This is a genomic window from Photobacterium sp. Ph5, from assembly GCF_022129445.1.
Classification (GTDB): Bacteria; Pseudomonadota; Gammaproteobacteria; order Enterobacterales; family Vibrionaceae; genus Photobacterium.
Window position 1 is genome coordinate 1 of the sequence record NZ_JADQAQ010000066.1, and the last position, 20,747, is coordinate 20,747.

Sequence of the window (20,747 nt, forward strand, 5' to 3'; positions counted from 1 at the left end):
ACTAACTCTGTTATTACTAATATTGTAGTTGCAATAACGGGGCGGACCATACATTCCCATATGTTTACCATGTTCATAATCGTGATTTAATGACGTAAGATCACTACCAATCAGTTTTGATTTCAGTGATTTATGAGGGAATATTTCATAGATATTCACATCATCCGGTGGATTAGCAATAAAATGTTCACTCTCACTATAGCTTTTCTCGTGTAATAACAGCATATCAATCAATGTTGCGGCTTTGGTTTTTGATAATCCCAGCTTTACTTTATGCAACCATTCATGATTTGCGTTGAGGCCAATAGGATTGGTACGAATTACGACAATATTTTTAAAACCACGGTTATATGCTTCTTTAGCAGGAATCGGTGCATTTAACCCACCATCAACCCAATAATGATTATCGGAATAAATAGGTTGGCGGTTTAGAACAGGAATAGCACAAGAGGCTTTTAGACGTTGATCCCAGCAGTCGGAATTTAAGTCAAAAAAACCTGCTTGGTGGTGATCAATACCTGAGGCGCTAGCAAGAACGGTTTTATTTTGCATGTTGCGACGACCGGTCTCCCAGTCTAATTTTAATGTGGTTTGAGTTTGTTCTAATAACCAATCTAGATCCATACCACCACGGTTTGAAAACAATTTGGCATAACTAAAAAACTTCTTTTTTGTGGTAATTTCAGTGATGACACGATAAGCATGTTTCTTTTGCTCACAAATATATGAAGCAAGGTTTAAAGATCCAGCAGAAGTGCCAATTAATAACGAAAATGGATTAAAATCGTGATCAAGAAACGCATCTAATACACCTGCCGTAAAAATACCACGTTGTCCGCCACCTTCAGTAACGAGTGCGATATCTGAAATATTTGTTTTGGTGGCACATAGAGCTTCGAAATTATTACGGCAATATGAGATATGTTTTCCAGTCATGGTTAAATCCATCTAAGTTAAAAAATACCGATAATTTAACCCAATAAATTATCGGTAATTGTTTACGCAGCACGAACATGTAAAGGTAATTCACAACCATTTTTTGTTAGTGAAAATTGTAATAGGTTTAAATCACGGCTTCTAAATGCACCAGCACAACTTAATAGATAATAACGCCACATACGATAGAAACGGTCGTTATATTGATCAGATATTTTATGCCAGTTACGTTCAAAGTTTTCACACCATGCCATTAATGTCAGATCATAATCTGGACCAAAGTTATGAACATCTTCAATATTCATCTTTCCTTCAAGCGCGCTGCTTAATTGTGCGATAGATGGAACAACACCATTAGGGAAGATATATTTATTAATCCATGGGTCAGTGTGAGTCACTGATACTGGACTACCAATAGTATGTAAAAGGAAAATACCATCATCTTTTAAGAATCGATTAGCACAATTAAAAAACTCGGTATAATTTTCAGGACCTACGTGCTCTATCATGCCAATAGAAACAATGCGATCATATTGTTGAACAGGTTGATATTCACGGTAATCTTCTAAAATAATTCTTACGGGTAGACCTTTGTTATCTGCAATTTTTTGACCTAGTTTCATTTGCTCTTGCGATAATGTTAAGCCGTCACAAATAACACCATACTTTTCAGCAGCATAGTTCATAAAGCTAGACCAACCACAACCAATGTCTAATAAGCGCATACCTGGTTTTAAATCCAGTTTACGACAAATTAATTCCATTTTATTTTCTTGGGCTTCATTTAAATTCTTTGCACCTTTCCAATATGCACAAGTATAAGCCATGCGATCATCTAGCATATTAGTATATAAATCGTTACCAATATCATAATGGAAAGGTACATCTTCTTTTACACGAGATACAGATTGATGGTTAATCAAATTTTTTATTTTAGATACGCCAATTTTAGCGGCTATTTTAAACTTATCCGTACCTGAAAGTTTTTCTTCAATATTTGCACGTAATAACTTACTTATTAAAATATCAATTCTCTGACAATCCCATAGGTGATCCATATATCCTTCACCAAAAGCAATGGTTCCTTGAGATAAAATATTATCGAAAAGTTTATCGTCATTAACGATAATATCCCACGGACGGTCACCATTAATTTTAATGTCAGCTTGATTTAAAAGATTAGAGAAAAGTTCTTTATTCGGCATAACAGACCCTGATTATTATTGATAATATCTAATGATTTTTCTTAATGTATATCACTAATGTTTGAATTCGGAGGCATAGTAACAAACATCTATTTTTATAAAATTTAAAATACATGAAAGAGCTATTCAGTTTTACTAAACATCATTTTGAATTAAACCGATATACGCTAAAATACGAATCGTTCTTAAGTTAGAAGTATTATATCGCAGAAAATTTTTTCTGTATTTAGAGTTAAAGACACAAAAAAACTAAATACAGTCATGAAAAGTAAACTATTAACTATGATGATGTGATATTAAAAGGAATAAAATTAAATAAGGAAGTAAATCAGAATCTATTATTGCATAAAGCATAAGTAGATCGTGATTAATAACGATCAAAAAAACGGCGATCAAACATGTTGATCGCCGTGGCAGTAATTAATTCCAACATAACTTAGCCATGAGCAGCTAAGTCATTTATTTACAAACTTAGGTGCGGGAAGCTTGATAAATAGGTTCGATTGTTTCTGCCAAAGCAGCATCAAACTCATTTTGAGGCTGATCTGCATATAAATCATCGGTAAGTACACGAGAGAAACTTGCAATAATACCGTCGTTTTCAGATAACTTTTCACAGGCTTTCATAAGTGGGAAACCACCTGATAAAGCAACCACTCTAATCACGTTAGGGTGTGAGATTGTATCTGCATATAAATTAGCCTGCTCTGGAAGTGTCAGTTTCAGCATAACGTAATGATTAGATTGTAAATCGTCTAATTGAGACAATAGCTCACGATTTAATATAATTTCAGCTTGTGCTTTTTCTGGGCTATCAATGCTCACTTCAGGTTCAATAATAGGCACTAAACCAGCATTGATAATTTGTTGAGCAAATAGAATTTGCTGTGCAACAACATCTCTAATACCTTGTTCATTGGCTTCCCAAATCACAGAGCGCATTTTAGTGCCGAAAACATCTTTAGCTTTTGCTTTAGCTAAGAGTTGATCTAGCTCAGGCATTGGTTTCATTAATTGCACGCCATTAGCTTTATCTTCTAAGCCTTTATCGACTTTTAAAAAAGGAATAACACCTTTTTCTTCCCATAAATATTGTGAAGTTGGTTTGCCCTCAATTTCACGGTCTAACGTATTTTCAAATAAAATAGCACCGATAATACGATCACTAGTAAAGACAGGGCTTGTAATAATACGAGAGCGCATGGCATGAACAAGATCATACATTTGTTCGTCATTATTGTAGTCTGATTCATTAATACCATAAGCTTTTAATGCTTTAGGTGTGCTGCCGCCACTTTGGTCAAGTGCTGCAATGAAACCATCTTGAGTACGCATTTTTTCTAGTTGTTTTGAAAATGTCATCATAATTCCCCCTGGGGCTGCTTGTGATTCAATGCCACATGCTTCAGCGTTTCTACACGTTTATTATCTTTCTAACTTGTTACACACTATAACGAATCATTTTATTGCTGTATGTTTAATCTTTGACAAAAAAAAGCTAAAAACAGTCACGGTGTATTCAAGCAATATGAGCCGTAGGGGGATCATTTAACATCAATATGTTTTTACGCTTTTTCAATATCACTTTTATATAGAATAACTTGAATATTACACCGGTTTTCATAGCAATATTTCGCGCAAATATACAATTTAGCTGAATTTGTTAATGTTAAAATGATGCATTAATAGGGCAGTGATGTATTAATTCTTAATTGCAATCAATATGATTTATCTTTTAAAAATACAAAAGGCATGTAGAAAATTGAAAGTAAAAAGTTAGAGATCAGAAAAGCGTCAACGATGAAGTGATAGGTATACCAAATGGATGCCAAGATAATACGCTAGAAGTCCCGCTATGTAATAGCAAGTGATATTAATTGTGCTAATTGAATACTAATTGATGATTTTTTTCTATGATTTTAAAAATCAATAAAAAACATAAAAATAAAACAGTAATCAATATGTTTTATTGAAAACACCAATCATTCACATGGTGAATCTTAGTGTGATAAATAGCAGCATATCGTTCTAAATAAACGCAGATCCATGCTTAAACGTAACAGTTTTTATTCATAATGATGACTAGTAGCATATGTTTCAAAAATAAAAAGTTAGTAATATCATATCTCTGTTTTTAGAAAGGTCTATTCTCTATAGAATTAAAGTCACAATATTTACTATCGACCAAAATCAATATGTTACTTATTATATTGCAATAATAAGTGAACATATTAGTAGACGATAAAAAACATAGCGGCAGCACTCATGTCTTCGTATCGCCTGAAAAACACATTAAAAGCTAAAATAAAAAAGACCTTACTATTATCCTTAATCGCTTTACCGATAACAGCTTCAGCACATACGCATTCTGAAGATCACGTTCAACTTCATGAAAAACATCATTCAACAACACAACACCATCATTCAAGCTCTCATCATCATGTTGTGACTCACCATCATAGCCATGGCATTGAATATAAACATACAAAAACGCCAATACACAGTGCGAAACATGAAACGCACCATGTACATTTAGCACATCATAATAAAGAGCATCATGTGTATCATAAGTCACGTTATGCACATCATCTGAGTCATTCAAGGCATCACGAAAGTATAAAGAAGCACAAAATACCTGTTGATTATTACACCTTGAAAGGGCATTACGTACACCACAAATCATTTTGGTCTGAATTAGCGCATTTCAAACTCTCAGAAAAATGGCGTTCCAAGATCTGGCATTCATACTCACATTGGGCACATACACCGTATCGATATGGTGGTAACACACGTCACGGTATAGATTGTTCGGCATTTGTACGTCGAGTGTTTTCTGAGGTGTTTCATATCTATTTACCAAGAACAACATTACAGCAAGTAAAGCTTGGCTATAAAGTGAGAAAAGAAAATCTCCATTATGGCGATCTTGTATTTTTTAAAACCGGAGGCTGGCATCACCATGTTGGTATTTATTTAGATCATGGGCGCTTTGTGAATGCGACTAGTTCTCGTGGTGTTGCTATATCCAATATTAATCATCCATATTGGCGTAAACGGTTATGGCAAATACGTCGATTAGTTGATTGAAAATGAAATCGCATAACGAAAAATAATTTAATTTATCGCTAATATTAAAACAGCCTCAAATTCTTATGGAGTTTGAGGCTGTTTTGTTTTTCGGTAATTCCAAATAATCCTTGTTCAAGAATGCATAGCGTTCGCAGAACAAGAATTATTAATGGTAATTACCTATTTTATGCACCCCTATATTAAATTTATCTTTATATGTTTAGAACACCCTTAATCTAAATAAATGGTAAAAGTGTAGAATCAATGCTAACCTATAATGAATGTTAAATATGGGTTATCAGTATGTATAAATTGGTAAAAACTGATAGATTTAGGATTGGTGATGTTGAAGTCAGTCCGACATCATATCGCATGGCTAAAAGTTTATATCGTCCATCAACATTACTGTTATTTGACCAAGATAACTTTGAGCCTGTATTTGAGGTAAATGCATATCTTCTTAGTCATGCAGCAAAAGAGCGTTGTACAGATCAACGTTCTAAAGCTCTATTAAAATACTTTAATTTCTTAGCTGTAAACCCTCAATTATCTTGGAATGATTATGCTCATTGTAGTTCAGATAATTATCCCCCTATATTATTTAGAAATAAATTAAAACAGCATAAAGACCTTGGGAATATTTCTGATACTACTGCAAACGCATACATGGGTTATATTAAAGAGTTCTATTTGTTTTGCTATCGACACGGCTATATAGATCGTGAGTTTGGACTGCCATTTACATTAGAAACGTCTATGTATGGAAAACACACATCTAACCTAAGAATTAAAACATATAATCGAAATAAAAATCTAAAGCCTATAAGTCACCATCATTTAAGTATGATAATTATGTTCTGGTCTGCTATCTGTATAGAGATACGCCTAGCAATACTTATTACTTTATTTACTGGAATGAGAAATAAAGAAGTCATATCCATTCCAAAAGATATCCTTAGCATCCCTGATGGATTTAAAGGCGTGAATATAACGGGAATTACAATATCACCTAAACTTTCAGTAAACACAAAATTAGGCATAGAAAGACAGATATCTTGTCCAGTGTGGTTGGCAGAATTATTAGAACAATACCATAACTCAGAACGTTATCGAATTAGATGTAAAAAATACTATGAAGAAATAGGAGAGTTGGATTTCCCTGCTTTAATTAACCGAACAGGGAAACCCTATACTACTCAAGACCTCACACAACAATGGTGTAATTTAAGTAGAGAGATAAGGAAGAAAGGTGATATTAACTTTAGACATAAGTATTATGATTTAAGGGCGACATTTGGAGTGGCTAAAGTTGAATCATTATCAAAGGTAAATAAACTTTCATTTCATCAAATAAGAGCCATTTTACAGCAAGAAATGGGGCATACTAAATCTACAACAACAGATTTATATTTGGAGCATTGGGAACTGAACCCCGCAATTGTCCAGCACACTGCAATGATGGAAGATCTCGTAAGTGAAGCCCTTAAACAAGGAGTGTTAGATTAATGATAGTAAAATATAAGTCAGGGTCAGCTATAAAAGAGCGTAATATTAATACTGAATTTTCAGGATTCATTTCAGAAAATCATATAAATATTATTGGGAATTATTGTCTGAGTAATATTAATGGAACAAACGCTATAATCAGGCAAATACAAAAGTTAATTGCTTTAAAACCTGACGATGGACAAGTTTTTGATGTGGCTAATATAAAAAAGCTTATGAAGGAATTTGATGACATGGAAAGTCAGATATCTGCAAAAGTTTATCGGTCAGAATTAAGAAAATTATTAAATATTCTTAAACTATATAGTGTTGATGAAATTAATACATTAACAGTAAATAAACGAGTTGGTATCTTGAATTGCAATCTTCAGCGTAATGGTAAGATTAAGCCTGACTCCATTTACATTAACGTTAATAATGTTGTGAATGATAAAAAGAAAAACAATAAATCAAGACTTGATAGAACAAAAATATCTAATGAAGAATTAAAAATAACGGATAATGTTACTTATATAAGAAATGGAAATAGAGCAGTTCAGTGGAGGAATTCTAATAACGCTGTAAAGTTATATGACTTTGACGAGTTGAACTATGAATTTACAGATAAGGAAACGTTGGCTCAATATCTTTATGAGTCTTTTGAAAATTCCGATTGGAGTGATTCAACGAAATATACAATGTTTGGTGTTATACGAAGACTTCTTGAGTTTAACGCTCATTACGAGAAAAATAGCAACCCCATAAATAATAAAACAATGATACATTTTTTAGAGCACATTCATAAAGAAGTATTAAAAGGTGGCGGTCTAAAAAGAGCATCATTAAGTCAATTAAAAAGAAACTGTAATTCTATTCTTAATAAATTTGGATTAAATAAAATCCCTAAAGGTCATGGTTTTGATTATAAAGCAGGAGGAAATGAGCTAGTTACAGATGAATATAGCAAAAAAGAGTGGTTTGCATTAATTAGAGCATTACATAATAGGAGAAAGTTATTAAGGTCAAGATTGGACAGTAATTTTGATATTAATGATCACAATGAATATGTTCTCAATTGTTTGTGTATGTTATGTATTTATACAGGAGCAACATCATCTGAACTTTTTAGCACTTACTTTGCCGAAGAAAAAGTATCATATATTTCATCAGGAAAAAATTGGTATGTCGTAAATGGTATAAAAAATAGAGCATCAAGAGTAAATAATTATAGTCTTCATTTTAAAACTAGTGGGAAGCTTTTCATGGAGGAATACTTACCATATATACAGAATATAAATAATAGGTATAAAAAAAATGAACCATTATTGTTTCCTTTATTAACAGAAGATGAAGAAATAAGTCAAGCCGAAGGTAGAATGTTAACTTTATATCAAGACAAGCTTATTAGAATAGATGAAAAATTAGCAGCATTAAAGAAAAAAGATCCAAGTTTTACATTTAGACTTCAACGTATTCGTGCTTCATCATTAAGTCGCTCAAATAGAGAATTAGGTGAAAAAACCTCAATTAGTGTTGGTAATCATACGCTTAAAGTTCATCAGGCGAACAAGTATTCAAGAGGAAATAAAAAGGTTAATCAGATTGAAGCAGCAAAAAGTGCAGTGACGCTAGAATCAACGGTACGTAATGGAGGTAATATTGAATTAGGAATTAATACGACAAGCCAAATAATGAATATTCCTATTGTTGATGTCACTGAATATGAAAATAAATTCACAAATAGCAATGATACCTGTAAAACAACTCAAGGTGGAGTATGTAAGGGCGAGGAAAATAAGCAGACAAAAGCATTTAAGAAATCACTTAATAAACATAACTTACTTACTGAAAGTGATTTAGAAAATATTTCTTGTGGCTATATCATTGAGTGTTTTGATTGCAGCAATTTTGGAGTGATTGATGATGTTGAAGATATATGGTGTTTACTCTCATTTAGAGAGCAACTTAATAATTCTATCCAACACCATTGTTCTTTGAAGCATTTTATTAAAAACTACGGTGATATCATGATTAGTATTGATCGGTTATTAGATAGGTTAACTTCACGTAATGTTGAACTTGCAATGAAAAAGATAATTAAAGGTAAGTTGCATCCACAATGGGATGATGAATATTCAATTGCGGATATTATGGGAGTATCATTATGAAATTAATGGTTGATGAATCACAATATAACTTAGTCCCAAGTGCAGAATATCCACCAAGAGAATCAACGATTATATGTAAAAGAAAATTAAAAGATGGCACACTTGAAGATGTTTTGTTTTCGGACGATGTATGGGATTTTTCCATATATGACTTATCCAATATTCATAAAACCAGAATGAAAATGGTATTTAATAAAATACCTGATAAATTCAAAGATGATATCAAGAAAAGAGTTTATCTTATCTTGTTTCCTAATATAGATTCATACCTTGGAGATAGAAAGAATGTTACTATCTCGGTAACATGCTCAAATGTACGTAATATATCTTCTTGCGCTAATTTATTAAAAGACATTGCTGTGTCATTAACGCAATTACAACATGAGATGATATTTGATACTTTCTGCCAAAATTTAAAAGAGAAAGGATATTCTCAATTAACTTTAGAGAGTAAATTAACTTCGCTTAGATGGTTGACCGAAGCGAATAAATATTTAGATAAAAAAGATAGAATTTATTTTCCAAATTTTGAAAGAAGTAAATTAGCAAAAGAGTTATCTGATAAAAGTAAAGGGGGCAGTCATCCAGTCATTATTCCAGAAGTAATGAATGGTCTTTATGATTATTTTATAAAAGAAATTGAAACATGGCATGATCGAAGATTTGAGCTTAGGGATATGGTTAAATTTTCAACCGAGAACAACGTTACTCATTACGAAGCAAATGCTTTGAAACGAAAATTAACAGCTATTGGTTACGCAACATTAATGGCGTTTAGTGGAATGCGTGTTTCAGAAGTTGCTAATATCCAGCCTGATTCTTTTTCAGATATTGAATTTGATGGCATCCATTTTTATACATTAACAACCAAAACAATTAAATTAGAAAATGGGATTCCACGAACTGATATTTGGTGTTGTTCCTCAATATGCGAAAAAGCTATTAATATAATCTTTGATATCTGGGATAGGAAGCATGAGTATGGAAAACCCAATAGCATAGAGCGTTATAATTATGGGAATGGTAATGGAAATATTGAAAATATTAAAGATAAAGTATCTTATACCACGCTGAATACGAGTAATCTTCGTAGTCTAATACAACTACTAAGTAAGGAATTAAAGTGGAAAGTAGAACCAGAATGGTTGGACTCTTATCATAAATTTAATAAATCAACATCAGAATCAGTTTATCCAATAAAAGAAAATGCTGACGGTACATTATGGTGGCATTTTAGCAACCATACATTTAGACGGACTTTTGCTTTTTTTGCCGTAGGCTCAGGAACATCCTCAATTAGTTCGATTAAACAGCAGTTCAAACATATTTATATTGGTATGACAGGTATTTACTGTAAAGATAACGAGGTTTTAACGTTATTAAATATGGAGAAAGACAAATCTTTAATGAAAGAAATTGACAATGCAAAGATGGATTATGATTCAGAATATTTAAAGGAAACATTATCTATTGAATCAACAAATACAGGTGGATTTAAAGACAAGGTGTTGGGAAAAGAAGAACCCCAAATTTATACAGAAGAACAATTTAATTCACTTCAATCTGATTCGTTAACCGCATCTAGAAGCACTGGTTATGGTCGTTGTTTTTCAAAAGAAGAATGTAAAATGCGCCATTTATTTGAGCCTAGTGGTTGTGTTGCTAATAATTGCGATGGTTTATCGATAAATAAAAATGAAGCGTTGCGCTGGAAAGAAAGACATAAAAAACATAGTAATTATTTAAAAAAACTCATTCAGTCAGGCATATACAGTAGTAATCAATATTCACGCTATATTCTTGATATTCGAGCAGCCGAAAAGGTAATGGCTGATCATAATATTGAATTTTCTAAATTTGATATAAAACTTTTATAATCATATTTCGTTTTTGATTCATCATATTTTGTTTTTGATTTAAGGTTTTCTTATGGAAATAAAAGAAGCAAAACTTCATTTTGATGCTGGACAATTAAGAGAGGCAAAAGTCATCAATGCCGCTATGGAACAGGGTTACAACCTCTACTTAATAGGAAAAAGAGTTACAGATAATGTATTCGTAACAGCACAACGAAGTGGTGATAATCCAAGAGTATTTAAAACTATCGATGCAGCATGTAGAAACGCTAAGGAAATTGGTTTCAGGACTATTGAGGTCACATATGAGTAAGAAAGAACATGGTACAGATACCGAAACGGAACTACGTAACGCATTGATATACCTTGTGGAACAAGGTAAGAGTATTTCTGTTCGTGCTGTCGAAAAACATGCAGGAAAAGGTAATGGACTCATTTCCAAAAAATATCCTGATTTACTAACAGAAATACAGCAAGCTAAAGTTACACGCGCCAATAATGACGCTGAACAATCTGAATTACAACTAAATAAGATTAAACAATTACGTAAACAATTACGCGATGAACGTAAACAGCATGGAAAGACTAAAGAACAACGTAATAACTTTAAGCATTCAATGGAAATGTTAGCCACACAAGTTGCTGAGTTAACCCTAGAGCTTCATCGACTTAAAAGTGATGAATCGAAAGTCGGTTCACAGGCTGTTAGTCAGCTTTTTTCTAATGATATGTAGAATATTCTATAACTTATTAAATCTAAATGACGCACTGAAAGGATTGAAGTTAAGTCATTGTAATTTAATTAGTTATAGGTTTTTACTTAAAATTATAAAGGAATATTAGGTATTTTATGTGAAATAGCAATTATGGTAAATGTGTAGAAAAGGTGTTGAAGCCAGTCTACATAAGGGGTTTCTACAGTTTGTTCTAAACAGCTATGCAGAGGTGTTTATGGTAAATACGCAATACTGTTAAATGACCCTGTAACAAATAAAAACTATCAATAAATCAGAAGAGTAGAGCAATACATGTGACACCATGGTTGGGATTAGGTGGCAGATAATAATCTATATATCCTATTTAACATAAGGTACATAATGCGCATCGAAGGTGTAGATCCCAAAGTAAGCGTATTTGCCTTAAAAACGACTATGTTTAGTCTGAACCTATTTTAAACGGCGTGTTTAACGATCATCATATCTTCGCTTTAAAGATTCAAATCACAGATGTTTTTAGACGAACTTAAATCATGCTGTTACTGATGTTTAAATTTCAACTATTTGAATCTCAACCATCTCAATCGCCAAAGTTTATCACGTTGCTGTATTCGAAATCATTATCACGCTTCTCGTCTTAACCATAACGATCATCACAACTTGTATTGGTATTTGAATCTGTTTCAGTGTTATTCGTTTGCTTAATACACAGATCGACCATTTGATACTGCAATCACAGCGTTATTGTTTTGTATATTATTTTCCTTGTATACACGGCATGGATTGCCGTTGTTGGTTTAACCGTTAACAAAACAAAGGATTGTATGAAGAAATTAATTGTACTCGCGATCATTGGCTTTGCTGCTTGGTATTACCATGAGCATCATGGTTTTGAGTTTTTAGAAGACTTAGACCTTAATGACTTCAAAATCACTAACAAATACAACAGTGAAAACAAGTTTTAATCGATACATGGCGATTCATCATTATGTGAGATGGTCTCCAGCATTAACCTTGCTTTGTGTAAATGTTTATAAATAGATGAGCTAACTTGGTAAAGTTTAAGTTGGATTACACGACAAACACAACACTTAGGAATCTTTATGGCTAAGCATCAATGCCCTAACTGTCACTCTCCTATTTCACTTAGCTATTTCACTTAGCTATTTGTTATTTAGCAAATACACTACTCAATATCGCTGCGTGAAATGTGCAGCACTTATGGTATCAAACCGCCGTAGAAAAATTACTGGATTAACACTGGCATTCTTTTCTGCAACGTTATACTCAGTGATTAATAGCCATATCCAAAATCCGTTGTTAACAACATCTGTGACGTTTATTGTTTTTATCTCAATCCTTTGGCTGATACCAAATCAAGTTGAATTGGTTGATGAGAATATAGATGGTTAGTTCTACTATTCTGAAAGCTTATAGCTAACTAATCGACAATTGAGTTTTCGGCTTGTCCATCCTTGCCGATACCCGTAAAGCGTAGGCCCTCTTAATTAAATATCAAAATAACCACCTTTATAAAAAGCTACTCTTCGTTCTTTTGGGGTGCAGTTGCTTTTCATAGTTAGAATGTATTGATAGTCGTAGATATATTGATCAAAGGTTCGTTTTTTTGGTCTGGGGGCGATATCGGCTTATGCATCACCGTCTAGTAATACGGTGAAAAGTTTAAGATCTACTTATGCATTTGCAATGGCAGATCTTAATTATTGAGTTTGATGGTTAGCTAGCGTATTACCATTTTTCTATGTATTTTTTATCTTTATCTATGTTCTCACTCTCATAGCTAATGAAGTAAGTTATTGATTTTTCAACCTCTTTAAAAAAGTTATCTAGACTATCATCATCAGCTTCATTCAAAAAAGGATATTTATAATGTATGAAACTGTTACGTTTTTCAGCTAGTTTACCCATGATATTTAGATGATCTTTATCAAAAGGTGGTAAATCAATTAGTTTTAATAACCATGATGTTTTTGCATTATTGTTGATTGACGAAATTAATTGTTTATACTCTTTTTTTGTAAGGTTTTTTTCACGTGTTTTTATTTCTATTAATCCGTTTATCCAGTGCTCCCACCAAGTGGCATACATAACAATTGATAATTCTTCATTATTTTTAGATGCATAATTTCTAGCTTCATTTAACAATGTATCTTTGTGATAAATTGTCATTACAATTTCGAAATCGGTTTCAAGGCATTCTTCTAGGTACTTTCTTGCAGCAGTTCTTACTTCTTCTTCAGTAAGTCCTTCAGTGATAATAATTCCTTCTCTAATTGCACTATTGATAAACATTGTTACGATACTATTTTCCATATCATCCAATGCAGTCGATTCAGCTTCTTTTTCCATCTTTCTCTCTTTATTTTTAGTTTTTCTTAACAAGAGTTTTTAAATTTAGATTACTGATTTTATATCATTTTTATTCATTTTACTTCTTGGTATGTTTTTAAGTAATCGAGCAACTTTAATTATCTCTCGTTGCGTTCTTCTGTCGTGGTCTGCTCCAGTCTCCAAAAGTGCGTACCCTGTCAGTATTTGTTTCGGAGACAACCTTATATCTTGTTCATTAACAAGATCACCATTCTTGAATCCCACTTTGCGACATTTCACCAAATCGCTCTAACAAGAACTCTATAAACAATCGAAGCCGTTTGGGTTGATACTGGCGGCTTTGGTAAATCACGTTTAGGTCGGCACTAGCTGAAGATGTCGATGCATTGAAGTTCTTCATGTAACCATCAAGCACTGTTACTAATCGTTGCTCTTGTCTGTCGTGCTTAATATCTAATATCGACTTTAACGCAATGCCTGCTCCATCTAATGCCCACTGGCGGATCACTTCACCATCATCTGAAAAGCGTTTCGGTACTAGGGTTATCACTGTTTGTTGGTTGTCGTCTGTAAAGTGCCATGTTTTTAATTCTTCATTACTGCGGATCATGGCTAAACAATCGTGATCGGCGAGATCTTGCGGTGTTACGGGCGTACCTTTGTTTGCTAAGTATTCAGGCGTTGCACATAACACTCGTCTGCTAGCTGCCAGTTTACGAGAGATAAGGTTACTGTCTGCCAGTTCACCATAACGGATCACAATATCAATCCCCGATTCTGCTAAGTTGGTGAGCTTATCGTCTAAATACAAGTACGGCACTACGTCTGGGTATCGTTCGCAAAATGCCGAGATGATGGGTGAGATGTATTGTTTGCCTATGTCTCGTGGCGCCGAGATCTTTAGCGTCCCTCGTACTTCTTGGCTACCGGTTTGAAGTAAGTTTTCTGTCTCTTTTACGCTATCGGTGATTTCCAAACAGGCTTGATGATACAGCGCACCAGATTCAGTTAAAGAGATATGCCTAGTACTGCGATTAAGTAGCTTAACACCGTAGCGATCTTCTAATGCTTGCAGCCTAGCTGTTACTGTTGCAGGTGATAAACCTAACTCTCTGCCTGCTGCGGCCATGCCTTGATTTTTAACGATACTGATAAATAACGTCATATCAGAAAACTTATCCATGCCCTTTCCTTTTGTTTATTGTTCAGCTCAGCCGAATAATCTTTTTAAATTTACCCCAATTATCAAATTCTATTCAATGAATATACTGACGCCATCAAAACAAAAATAGCTAGATAGGAAATAACGATGAAGCTTTATATTTATGAACATTGCCCTTTTAGTGCTCGCGTCCGTTATGTGGCTGGAATGTTAAATATCCCACTGACGGTAACTTGTATTGCTTATGATGATAAAACAACGAATGCGCTCATCGGTACTAAGCAAGTGCCTCTTTTGATTAAAGATGATGGCGAAGCTTTAGCAGAAAGCTTAGATATTATTCAGTATTTCATTGAGTTAGCGCAATCTAGCGAGACAATTGAGATCTCTACGTCTGTGTTTGATTGGCAAAAAGCAGCGTTTCTTCCATTACAAAAAATCGGTTATCCACGTTGGTCAAACATGGCGTTACCTGAATTTGAAACGGTTTCTGCCCGACAAGCTTGGCGAGCCAAGAAAGAATCAGATGAATTGAATTTTGATGTGTTGCTGGAAGATACACCGAACATCGTAAATGACGTTGAATCACTAATTGAGGAAGCAAAAACGATCTTGCAGTTAGAAACGAGCCAACCTGTTCATTTGATTGATGGCGCGATTATGTTCTCTATTTTACGTGGGTTCTTTAGTGCTCCTGAGATTAATTGGGAGAAAACAGTAAAAGATTGGATGGAATCGGTCAGCGTTAAAACCCACGTACCACTACTTAAATAAGGTGTCGATAATGAGCAAGCTTTTTGAATCAACACAGCTTAACGGTCTGAATTTACAAAACCGTATTGTTATGGCACCGATGACACGTGCTCGTAGTAGCCAACCGGGTAATATTCCAAACACGATGATGGCGAGTTATTACCAACAACGTGCCAGCGCAGGATTAATTATCTCTGAAGCGACGCAGATTTCTGATGATTCGCAAGGCTATTCGTTTACGCCTGGTGTTTATACCGATGAGCAAGTAGCGGGTTGGAATTCAGTAACACAAGCGGTACATAAAAATGGCGCGGCGATGTTTTGTCAGCTATGGCATGTAGGTCGTGTATCTCATCCAGTGTTTCAAAATGGTGAGAAGCCGATTGCGCCATCTGCACTTAAACCTGTTGAAACCAAGGTGTGGATAGCGGATGAACAAGGCAATGGCAACATGGTCGATTGTGTTGAACCAAGAGCTATGACACAAGCAGATATTGATCGGGTTATCGCAGATTTTGCTTATGCTGCAAAACGCGCCATTGATGCGGGATTCGATGGTGTCGAAATTCACGGCGGTAATGGCTATCTTATCGATCAGTTCTTACGGACTAACTCTAACCACCGTACGGATAGTTACGGTGTCACTAGAGTTAACCGTATTCGTTTCTTACTAGAAGTTGTTGATGCTGTGAGTAATATCATTGGTGCCAACAAAGTGGGTGTTCGACTTGCGCCCTTCATCACTTTCAAAGATATGAATTGCCCTGATATTGTGCCGACTATTTTAGAGGCAGCAAAACAACTTCAAGCCCGTGACATTGGTTACCTGCATTTATCAGAAGCGGATTGGGATGATGCGCCTGTGATCCCCGAGCAGTTTAGAATTGATCTGCGTAAGTATTTCACTAATACGATTATTGTTGCAGGTAGTTATACGCAAGCGCGTGCGGATGAAGTGCTTAATAAAGGCTATGCAGATTTGGTAGCGTTTGGTCGTCCGTTTGTGGCTAACCCTGATTTTGTCTCACGCCTACAGCACCAACAACCTTTAGCAGATCTGGATGGTGCGACGCTATTTGGCGGTAATTATCACGGTTATACCGACTATCCTACTCTTGGCTAAGTAAGCCCTAATTCTGAAGGCATAAGTATTAAGGCATGAGTTATTTGCTCATGCCTTGTTTATACTTGGCTTTTATACCAATCGCCCTGCTTGCTTTAATACCCCATTAAATATCGATTCACTAATATCAGTAGGAAAATTGTTGGGTAATTGCTGTCGGACTTTTTCTATCGCACTTGGCGCTTGGTTCTTCATTTCAGTCATTAATTCATTAGCACGTTGAGTCGAAAATCCGACCGCTTTGGCTGTACTTAAAAAATGGCGAGGCTGAATGGTTTGCCATTTGTAATATTTCTTGGTGCCCGTTAATGCCATCGCCATTTTTGCTTTCTGTTTTGGAATACTGTTTGAGTCCATTAAAGGATAAGCAGAAATGATGTCGTATAGTGGTGTCATGCTGTAACGGCTTTCAGGTTCTAGAAATAAGCTGAAGTTTTTACCGTGTCCATCAATGGCAGCTAACAACCAAAACAAGATTTGTGCTTTGAAAAACACTTCTCGATCTTGGGTTGATGTTCGTGAACCTAATAGAAATTGCATGATACTGGCAATGTTAGGCCCACCGTCTGATTCATATTTTAATGCCGGCGCAACAGCTAATGCTTGGCACATGTCTTCTTGGGGTAAACGCATTAGCCAACTGCCGTCTTGCGACCATCGACGATCAAAGCGCGTTAACGCCAATGCTTTTACATCTTCAACATTGATGATGGTGGCATCGTTCACTTCAAAGCCAAATGCTGCCGCGACTTTTAAACATAGCCATTCGTTTTCACAGCTATCGCTTAAGTCTATGTTTTTATGCGGTAAGATCCCGATTGGCAATTTCAGAATATGGCTGGTTGGGGTCGAACCTAACGGTAAATTCCACTGATTTTGATACCATAACAGGCCCGTTTTTTCCTGTGCGCCTGCAATAGAGATACGAAAATCGTCCATATCATCTAGCATGCCGAGTGGCGCATCACTTTGGTAACCTCGTAATACCTGCGCCATTCGAGATTCTGTTAAGGGCTCTGCTTGTATTTGCCTGATATCCTGTAGGCTATGTTGTGGTGAATAAAGCTGAATAGCACCAACACAATCGCCACCTATTTTGTTTAGTGGCTGCTTGAAAACGAGACTGAATACGGCTGCGAATTTCTTCGTTATCAGGCAATAAGTTATCGAAGAAGTTGTAAGGAATATCACCATGATAAGCATCGTGGCGTAACGGCATAGAAAGTGAGATCGCACGGGCACCAGGCCGTGATAACCATGATGGATCATATTGAAACGATATCGCACCAGAGCTTGCTTTGGTTAAGCTGCCGACTAAGATCCCATTCATTGCAACCGTTAACACATCCATGTTTACCACTCCTCATTCCATTTCTGTTGTGTGGTATGTGGCTCGTTGTTTGTGTTACGCGGTTGAACATGAAGTTCTAGATCTAACGCGGCGAGTAATTTAAAAAGCGTTTCTAGCTTGGTACTTTCTGGGTTATTTTCAAACGCAGATACGGTGGTTTGTTTAATCCCCACTAGTTTAGCTGTATCACTTTGGGTTCTGCTTTGGGCTTTACGTTGGTCTCGCACGGCATTGGCGAGCATTTTAGCTGATGTGATTTGCATGGTTCCCACTTTAAATTATCCGCTATAAAGGATATTTAAAGTATATCCCTTGTAGCGGATATTTTCAATTTATCCGCTATAAAGGATATTACAATATTATCCCCTATAGCGGCTAATAATTATAGCTAGGAAAGACGATTAAAAACGGTAGCTTGTGCCGACATAGAAATTGTTCATAGTTAAAATTGAGCTGTCAGCAAACTGGTAACCTACATTGATACCCATTCCGTTGTGGAAGCGTTTTTCCCAACCCACTTGCAGATCGGCACCAACCTTACTTTCATTGTGTTTTACGTTATTCATTTTGTAATCTACATCGTGATAAGCAACACCCACTTTTGCGTACAATGCATTGCCATGACTTAATGGATATTGCCCGTAAAGTGACAAACGTGGTCCACCGTATGACGATACATCAGCAGATGATAGCAAGCTGGTAAAGTCGCTAAAAATACCATCGTAGCTTCGGGTATAACCGGCTTCTACCCCCATGTAATCGCTAAGCATATGACGGTAATAGATATCAAATGCCACGGTATCGCCATCATTGGCGTCGTATTTTAAATTAAAATCTTGGGTACCATAGCCAATAGATCCACCAATGATATTCTCGTTCGCTACTGCAGTTTGAGATAGCAAAGTGAGTGATAATAAAGTGAGTGATAATAAAGTGAAAGCTGTTTTTAATCGCATGTTATCTCCTATCAGTAAATAGGCTTACGCTATAAGCTTATTTATTGATATTTATATGTTTTTTATAATTATATGAATAAGTAAAAGCAGACGGATTATCTACTATTTGAGCGACACTATTTATTTAGGTCGGCAAGTATATGAATAGATTATGAATGGAAACTGAACGGCGTACACTTTGTATTTGCCTGAAGAATATCTAGCTAGGTTTGGATTGGCTATGTGTATGCAATGGTGGGTTAAATATCAACACATAAGCTGAGTTATAAAAAAGGAATAAGCATGGCTACCTATTCCTTTGTGTTTGTACTATTTAAATTGTTTGTATCTTACTTTTTAGCCGCACGTTGCTGCTCTTTATGGGCCAGTTTGGCTTTTTTACGGTTCTCTATCAGTTGAGCTGCATCACCACCGACATGAGTTTCGCCACGCGCATTCGCTAACTGCACTTGTTTTTCACGTTCACGGAAACGGGCTTTTTGCTCATCGCTGTGTTTATCAATACATTTTGGACAACTTACACCCTTTTCAAAATGCTCTGATAATTGCTCTTCTTGTGTGATTGGTAATCGACAGGCATTACACACATCGTAATCACTTTTTTCTAGTTGGTGATTTACTGCAACTCGCCCATCAAACACATAGCAGTCACCTTCCCACATACTTTCTTCTTGTGGGACTTCTTCAAGGTATTTAAGAATGCCGCCTTCAAGGTGATAGACTTCTTCAAACCCTTGCTCTTTCATGTATGCGGTTGATTTTTCACAACGGATACCGCCAGTACAGAACATAGCAACCTTTTTGTGTTTATTAGGATCGAGGTTTTCTTTTACGTATTGCGGGAACTCGCGGAAGGTTTCTGTATTTGGGTTTACGGCATTTTTGAATGTACCAATATCGACTTCGTAATCGTTACGGGTATCAACCAGTACAACATCAGGATCAGAAATCAGGGCATTCCACTCTTTTGGTTTTACATAGGTTCCCACTACGTGGCGAGGATCGATCCCCTCTACACCCATGGTAACGATTTCTTTCTTCAGTTTTACTTTGGTGCGATTAAATGGCTGCTCTGCATTAAATGATTCTTTATAAACAACGTCAGCTAAGCGCGGATCTTGTTTAAACCAGGCAAGTAACGCATCAATAGATTCTCGTTTACCTGCTACGGTGCCATTGATCCCTTCACTTGCAAGAAGCAATGTGCCACGAATGTGATTAGCTTCGAGCAATTCAGTTAATGGTTGGCGAATATCTTGGTAGTTATCTAATGCGACAAATTTATACAGCGCACATACAACGTATTGAGACATGTTTTTTCCTTCTGCGAGCTGGAGCGTAAATCCAGTGCTTTATGTATTCTATTTATAATAGTGAGTTTAAAACTTGCGCAGTATAGCTAAGTCGGTGTGTGACAAAAACCAACTAAAATCAGGGATATATATCAATAATTATTGTGTGGCTTTAAAGGAAGGAGTTAATACCAAAGGACTTATAACGCTAATGGTACTATTGTTTAAAACATAAAAAAGGACATACACGCAGAGGTATATGCCCTATTTGTAGTGGTCAATAAATACTGGCCACAGTTTTAGAGGTTAACCAATATAATCGT

20 protein-coding genes are annotated in these 20,747 nt (G+C 35.4%); 10 read left to right on the forward strand and 10 right to left on the reverse strand.

Annotation, left to right across the window (positions count from 1 at the left end):
- From I3259_RS18175 to I3259_RS18185, 3 genes are all read right to left on the reverse strand, one after another.
- On the reverse strand, positions 1-936 hold a 936-nt coding region (locus I3259_RS18175; RefSeq protein ID WP_238031126.1), incomplete at its 3' end, for a patatin family protein.
- A gap of 62 nt (positions 937-998) precedes the next feature.
- Entirely contained in the window at positions 999-2,141 is a 1,143-nt protein-coding gene (gene cfa / locus I3259_RS18180; protein WP_238031127.1) for a cyclopropane fatty acyl phospholipid synthase, read from the reverse strand.
- Positions 2,142-2,612: 471 nt separating this feature from the next.
- The gene (locus I3259_RS18185; protein ID WP_346015708.1) at positions 2,613-3,503 is read right to left on the reverse strand and encodes a fructose bisphosphate aldolase; all 891 of its coding nucleotides are present in this window, start codon (positions 3,501-3,503) and stop codon (positions 2,613-2,615) included.
- Positions 3,504-4,406: 903 nt separating this feature from the next.
- Here I3259_RS18185 and I3259_RS18190 point away from each other — a divergent pair.
- The 8 genes from I3259_RS18190 (at position 4,407) to I3259_RS18225 (ending at position 12,848) form a co-directional block, all read left to right on the forward strand.
- On the forward strand, positions 4,407-5,228 hold the full coding sequence (locus I3259_RS18190; protein WP_238031129.1) for an NlpC/P60 family protein: 822 nt from the start codon (positions 4,407-4,409) through the stop codon (positions 5,226-5,228).
- Positions 5,229-5,513: 285 nt separating this feature from the next.
- Positions 5,514-6,716, forward strand: coding sequence for a hypothetical protein (locus I3259_RS18195; RefSeq protein WP_238031130.1), 1,203 nt, complete (start codon positions 5,514-5,516; stop codon positions 6,714-6,716).
- Positions 6,716-8,863 carry a hypothetical protein gene (locus I3259_RS18200; protein ID WP_238031131.1) on the forward strand — a complete coding sequence of 716 codons (2,148 nt, stop codon included), beginning with the start codon at positions 6,716-6,718 and terminating at the stop codon, positions 8,861-8,863. The genes I3259_RS18195 and I3259_RS18200 overlap by 1 nt, the downstream gene beginning before the upstream one ends.
- A complete protein-coding gene (locus I3259_RS18205) occupies positions 8,860-10,740 on the forward strand; it encodes a hypothetical protein (protein WP_238031132.1) in 1,881 nt (626 codons plus the stop codon). The genes I3259_RS18200 and I3259_RS18205 overlap by 4 nt, the downstream gene beginning before the upstream one ends.
- A gap of 52 nt (positions 10,741-10,792) precedes the next feature.
- On the forward strand, positions 10,793-11,032 hold the full coding sequence (locus I3259_RS18210; protein WP_238031133.1) for a hypothetical protein: 240 nt from the start codon (positions 10,793-10,795) through the stop codon (positions 11,030-11,032).
- Positions 11,025-11,453 (forward strand): hypothetical protein, encoded by a 429-nt coding sequence (locus tag I3259_RS18215; RefSeq protein WP_238031134.1) that lies wholly within the window; start codon positions 11,025-11,027, stop codon positions 11,451-11,453. The genes I3259_RS18210 and I3259_RS18215 overlap by 8 nt, the downstream gene beginning before the upstream one ends.
- A gap of 806 nt (positions 11,454-12,259) precedes the next feature.
- The gene (locus I3259_RS18220) at positions 12,260-12,400 is read left to right on the forward strand and encodes a hypothetical protein (RefSeq protein ID WP_173425626.1); all 141 of its coding nucleotides are present in this window, start codon (positions 12,260-12,262) and stop codon (positions 12,398-12,400) included.
- A gap of 256 nt (positions 12,401-12,656) precedes the next feature.
- Complete coding sequence (locus I3259_RS18225; protein ID WP_238031135.1) at positions 12,657-12,848, forward strand: hypothetical protein; 192 nt, start codon at positions 12,657-12,659, stop codon at positions 12,846-12,848.
- 336 nt (positions 12,849-13,184) lie between these two features.
- On the opposite strand, the gene I3259_RS18230 is transcribed toward I3259_RS18225, so the two are convergent.
- Both I3259_RS18230 and I3259_RS18235 read right to left on the reverse strand, forming a co-directional pair.
- Positions 13,185-13,805 carry a hypothetical protein gene (locus tag I3259_RS18230; protein ID WP_238031136.1) on the reverse strand — a complete coding sequence of 207 codons (621 nt, stop codon included), beginning with the start codon at positions 13,803-13,805 and terminating at the stop codon, positions 13,185-13,187.
- Between the two features lie 226 nt (positions 13,806-14,031).
- Positions 14,032-14,970 (reverse strand): LysR family transcriptional regulator, encoded by a 939-nt coding sequence (locus tag I3259_RS18235; protein WP_238031137.1) that lies wholly within the window; start codon positions 14,968-14,970, stop codon positions 14,032-14,034.
- A gap of 126 nt (positions 14,971-15,096) precedes the next feature.
- Between I3259_RS18235 and I3259_RS18240 the strand changes: the two genes are divergently transcribed.
- Together I3259_RS18240 and I3259_RS18245 are read left to right on the forward strand one after the other, a co-directional pair.
- Positions 15,097-15,723, forward strand: a complete 627-nt coding sequence (locus I3259_RS18240; protein WP_238031138.1) for a GrxB family glutaredoxin — start codon at positions 15,097-15,099, stop codon at positions 15,721-15,723.
- Positions 15,724-15,733: 10 nt separating this feature from the next.
- Positions 15,734-16,825: an alkene reductase gene (locus I3259_RS18245; protein ID WP_238031139.1), complete on the forward strand. Its 1,092-nt coding sequence runs from the start codon at positions 15,734-15,736 to the stop codon at positions 16,823-16,825.
- A 72-nt stretch (positions 16,826-16,897) separates the two neighbouring features.
- Here the strand turns inward: I3259_RS18245 and I3259_RS18250 are convergent, their stop codons facing one another.
- From I3259_RS18250 to I3259_RS18270, 5 genes are all read right to left on the reverse strand, one after another.
- Positions 16,898-17,821, reverse strand: coding sequence for a HipA domain-containing protein (locus I3259_RS18250; RefSeq protein WP_238031140.1), 924 nt, complete (start codon positions 17,819-17,821; stop codon positions 16,898-16,900).
- 49 nt (positions 17,822-17,870) lie between these two features.
- Positions 17,871-18,176, reverse strand: coding sequence for a HipA N-terminal domain-containing protein (locus tag I3259_RS18255; RefSeq protein ID WP_238031141.1), 306 nt, complete (start codon positions 18,174-18,176; stop codon positions 17,871-17,873).
- A 2-nt stretch (positions 18,177-18,178) separates the two neighbouring features.
- Positions 18,179-18,439, reverse strand: coding sequence for a helix-turn-helix domain-containing protein (locus I3259_RS18260; RefSeq protein ID WP_107235344.1), 261 nt, complete (start codon positions 18,437-18,439; stop codon positions 18,179-18,181).
- Positions 18,440-18,577: 138 nt separating this feature from the next.
- On the reverse strand, positions 18,578-19,132 hold the full coding sequence (locus I3259_RS18265) for a porin family protein (RefSeq protein WP_238031142.1): 555 nt from the start codon (positions 19,130-19,132) through the stop codon (positions 18,578-18,580).
- A 329-nt stretch (positions 19,133-19,461) separates the two neighbouring features.
- Entirely contained in the window at positions 19,462-20,445 is a 984-nt protein-coding gene (locus tag I3259_RS18270) for a rhodanese-related sulfurtransferase (protein WP_238031143.1), read from the reverse strand.
- Between the last annotated feature and the right edge of the window lie 302 nt (positions 20,446-20,747).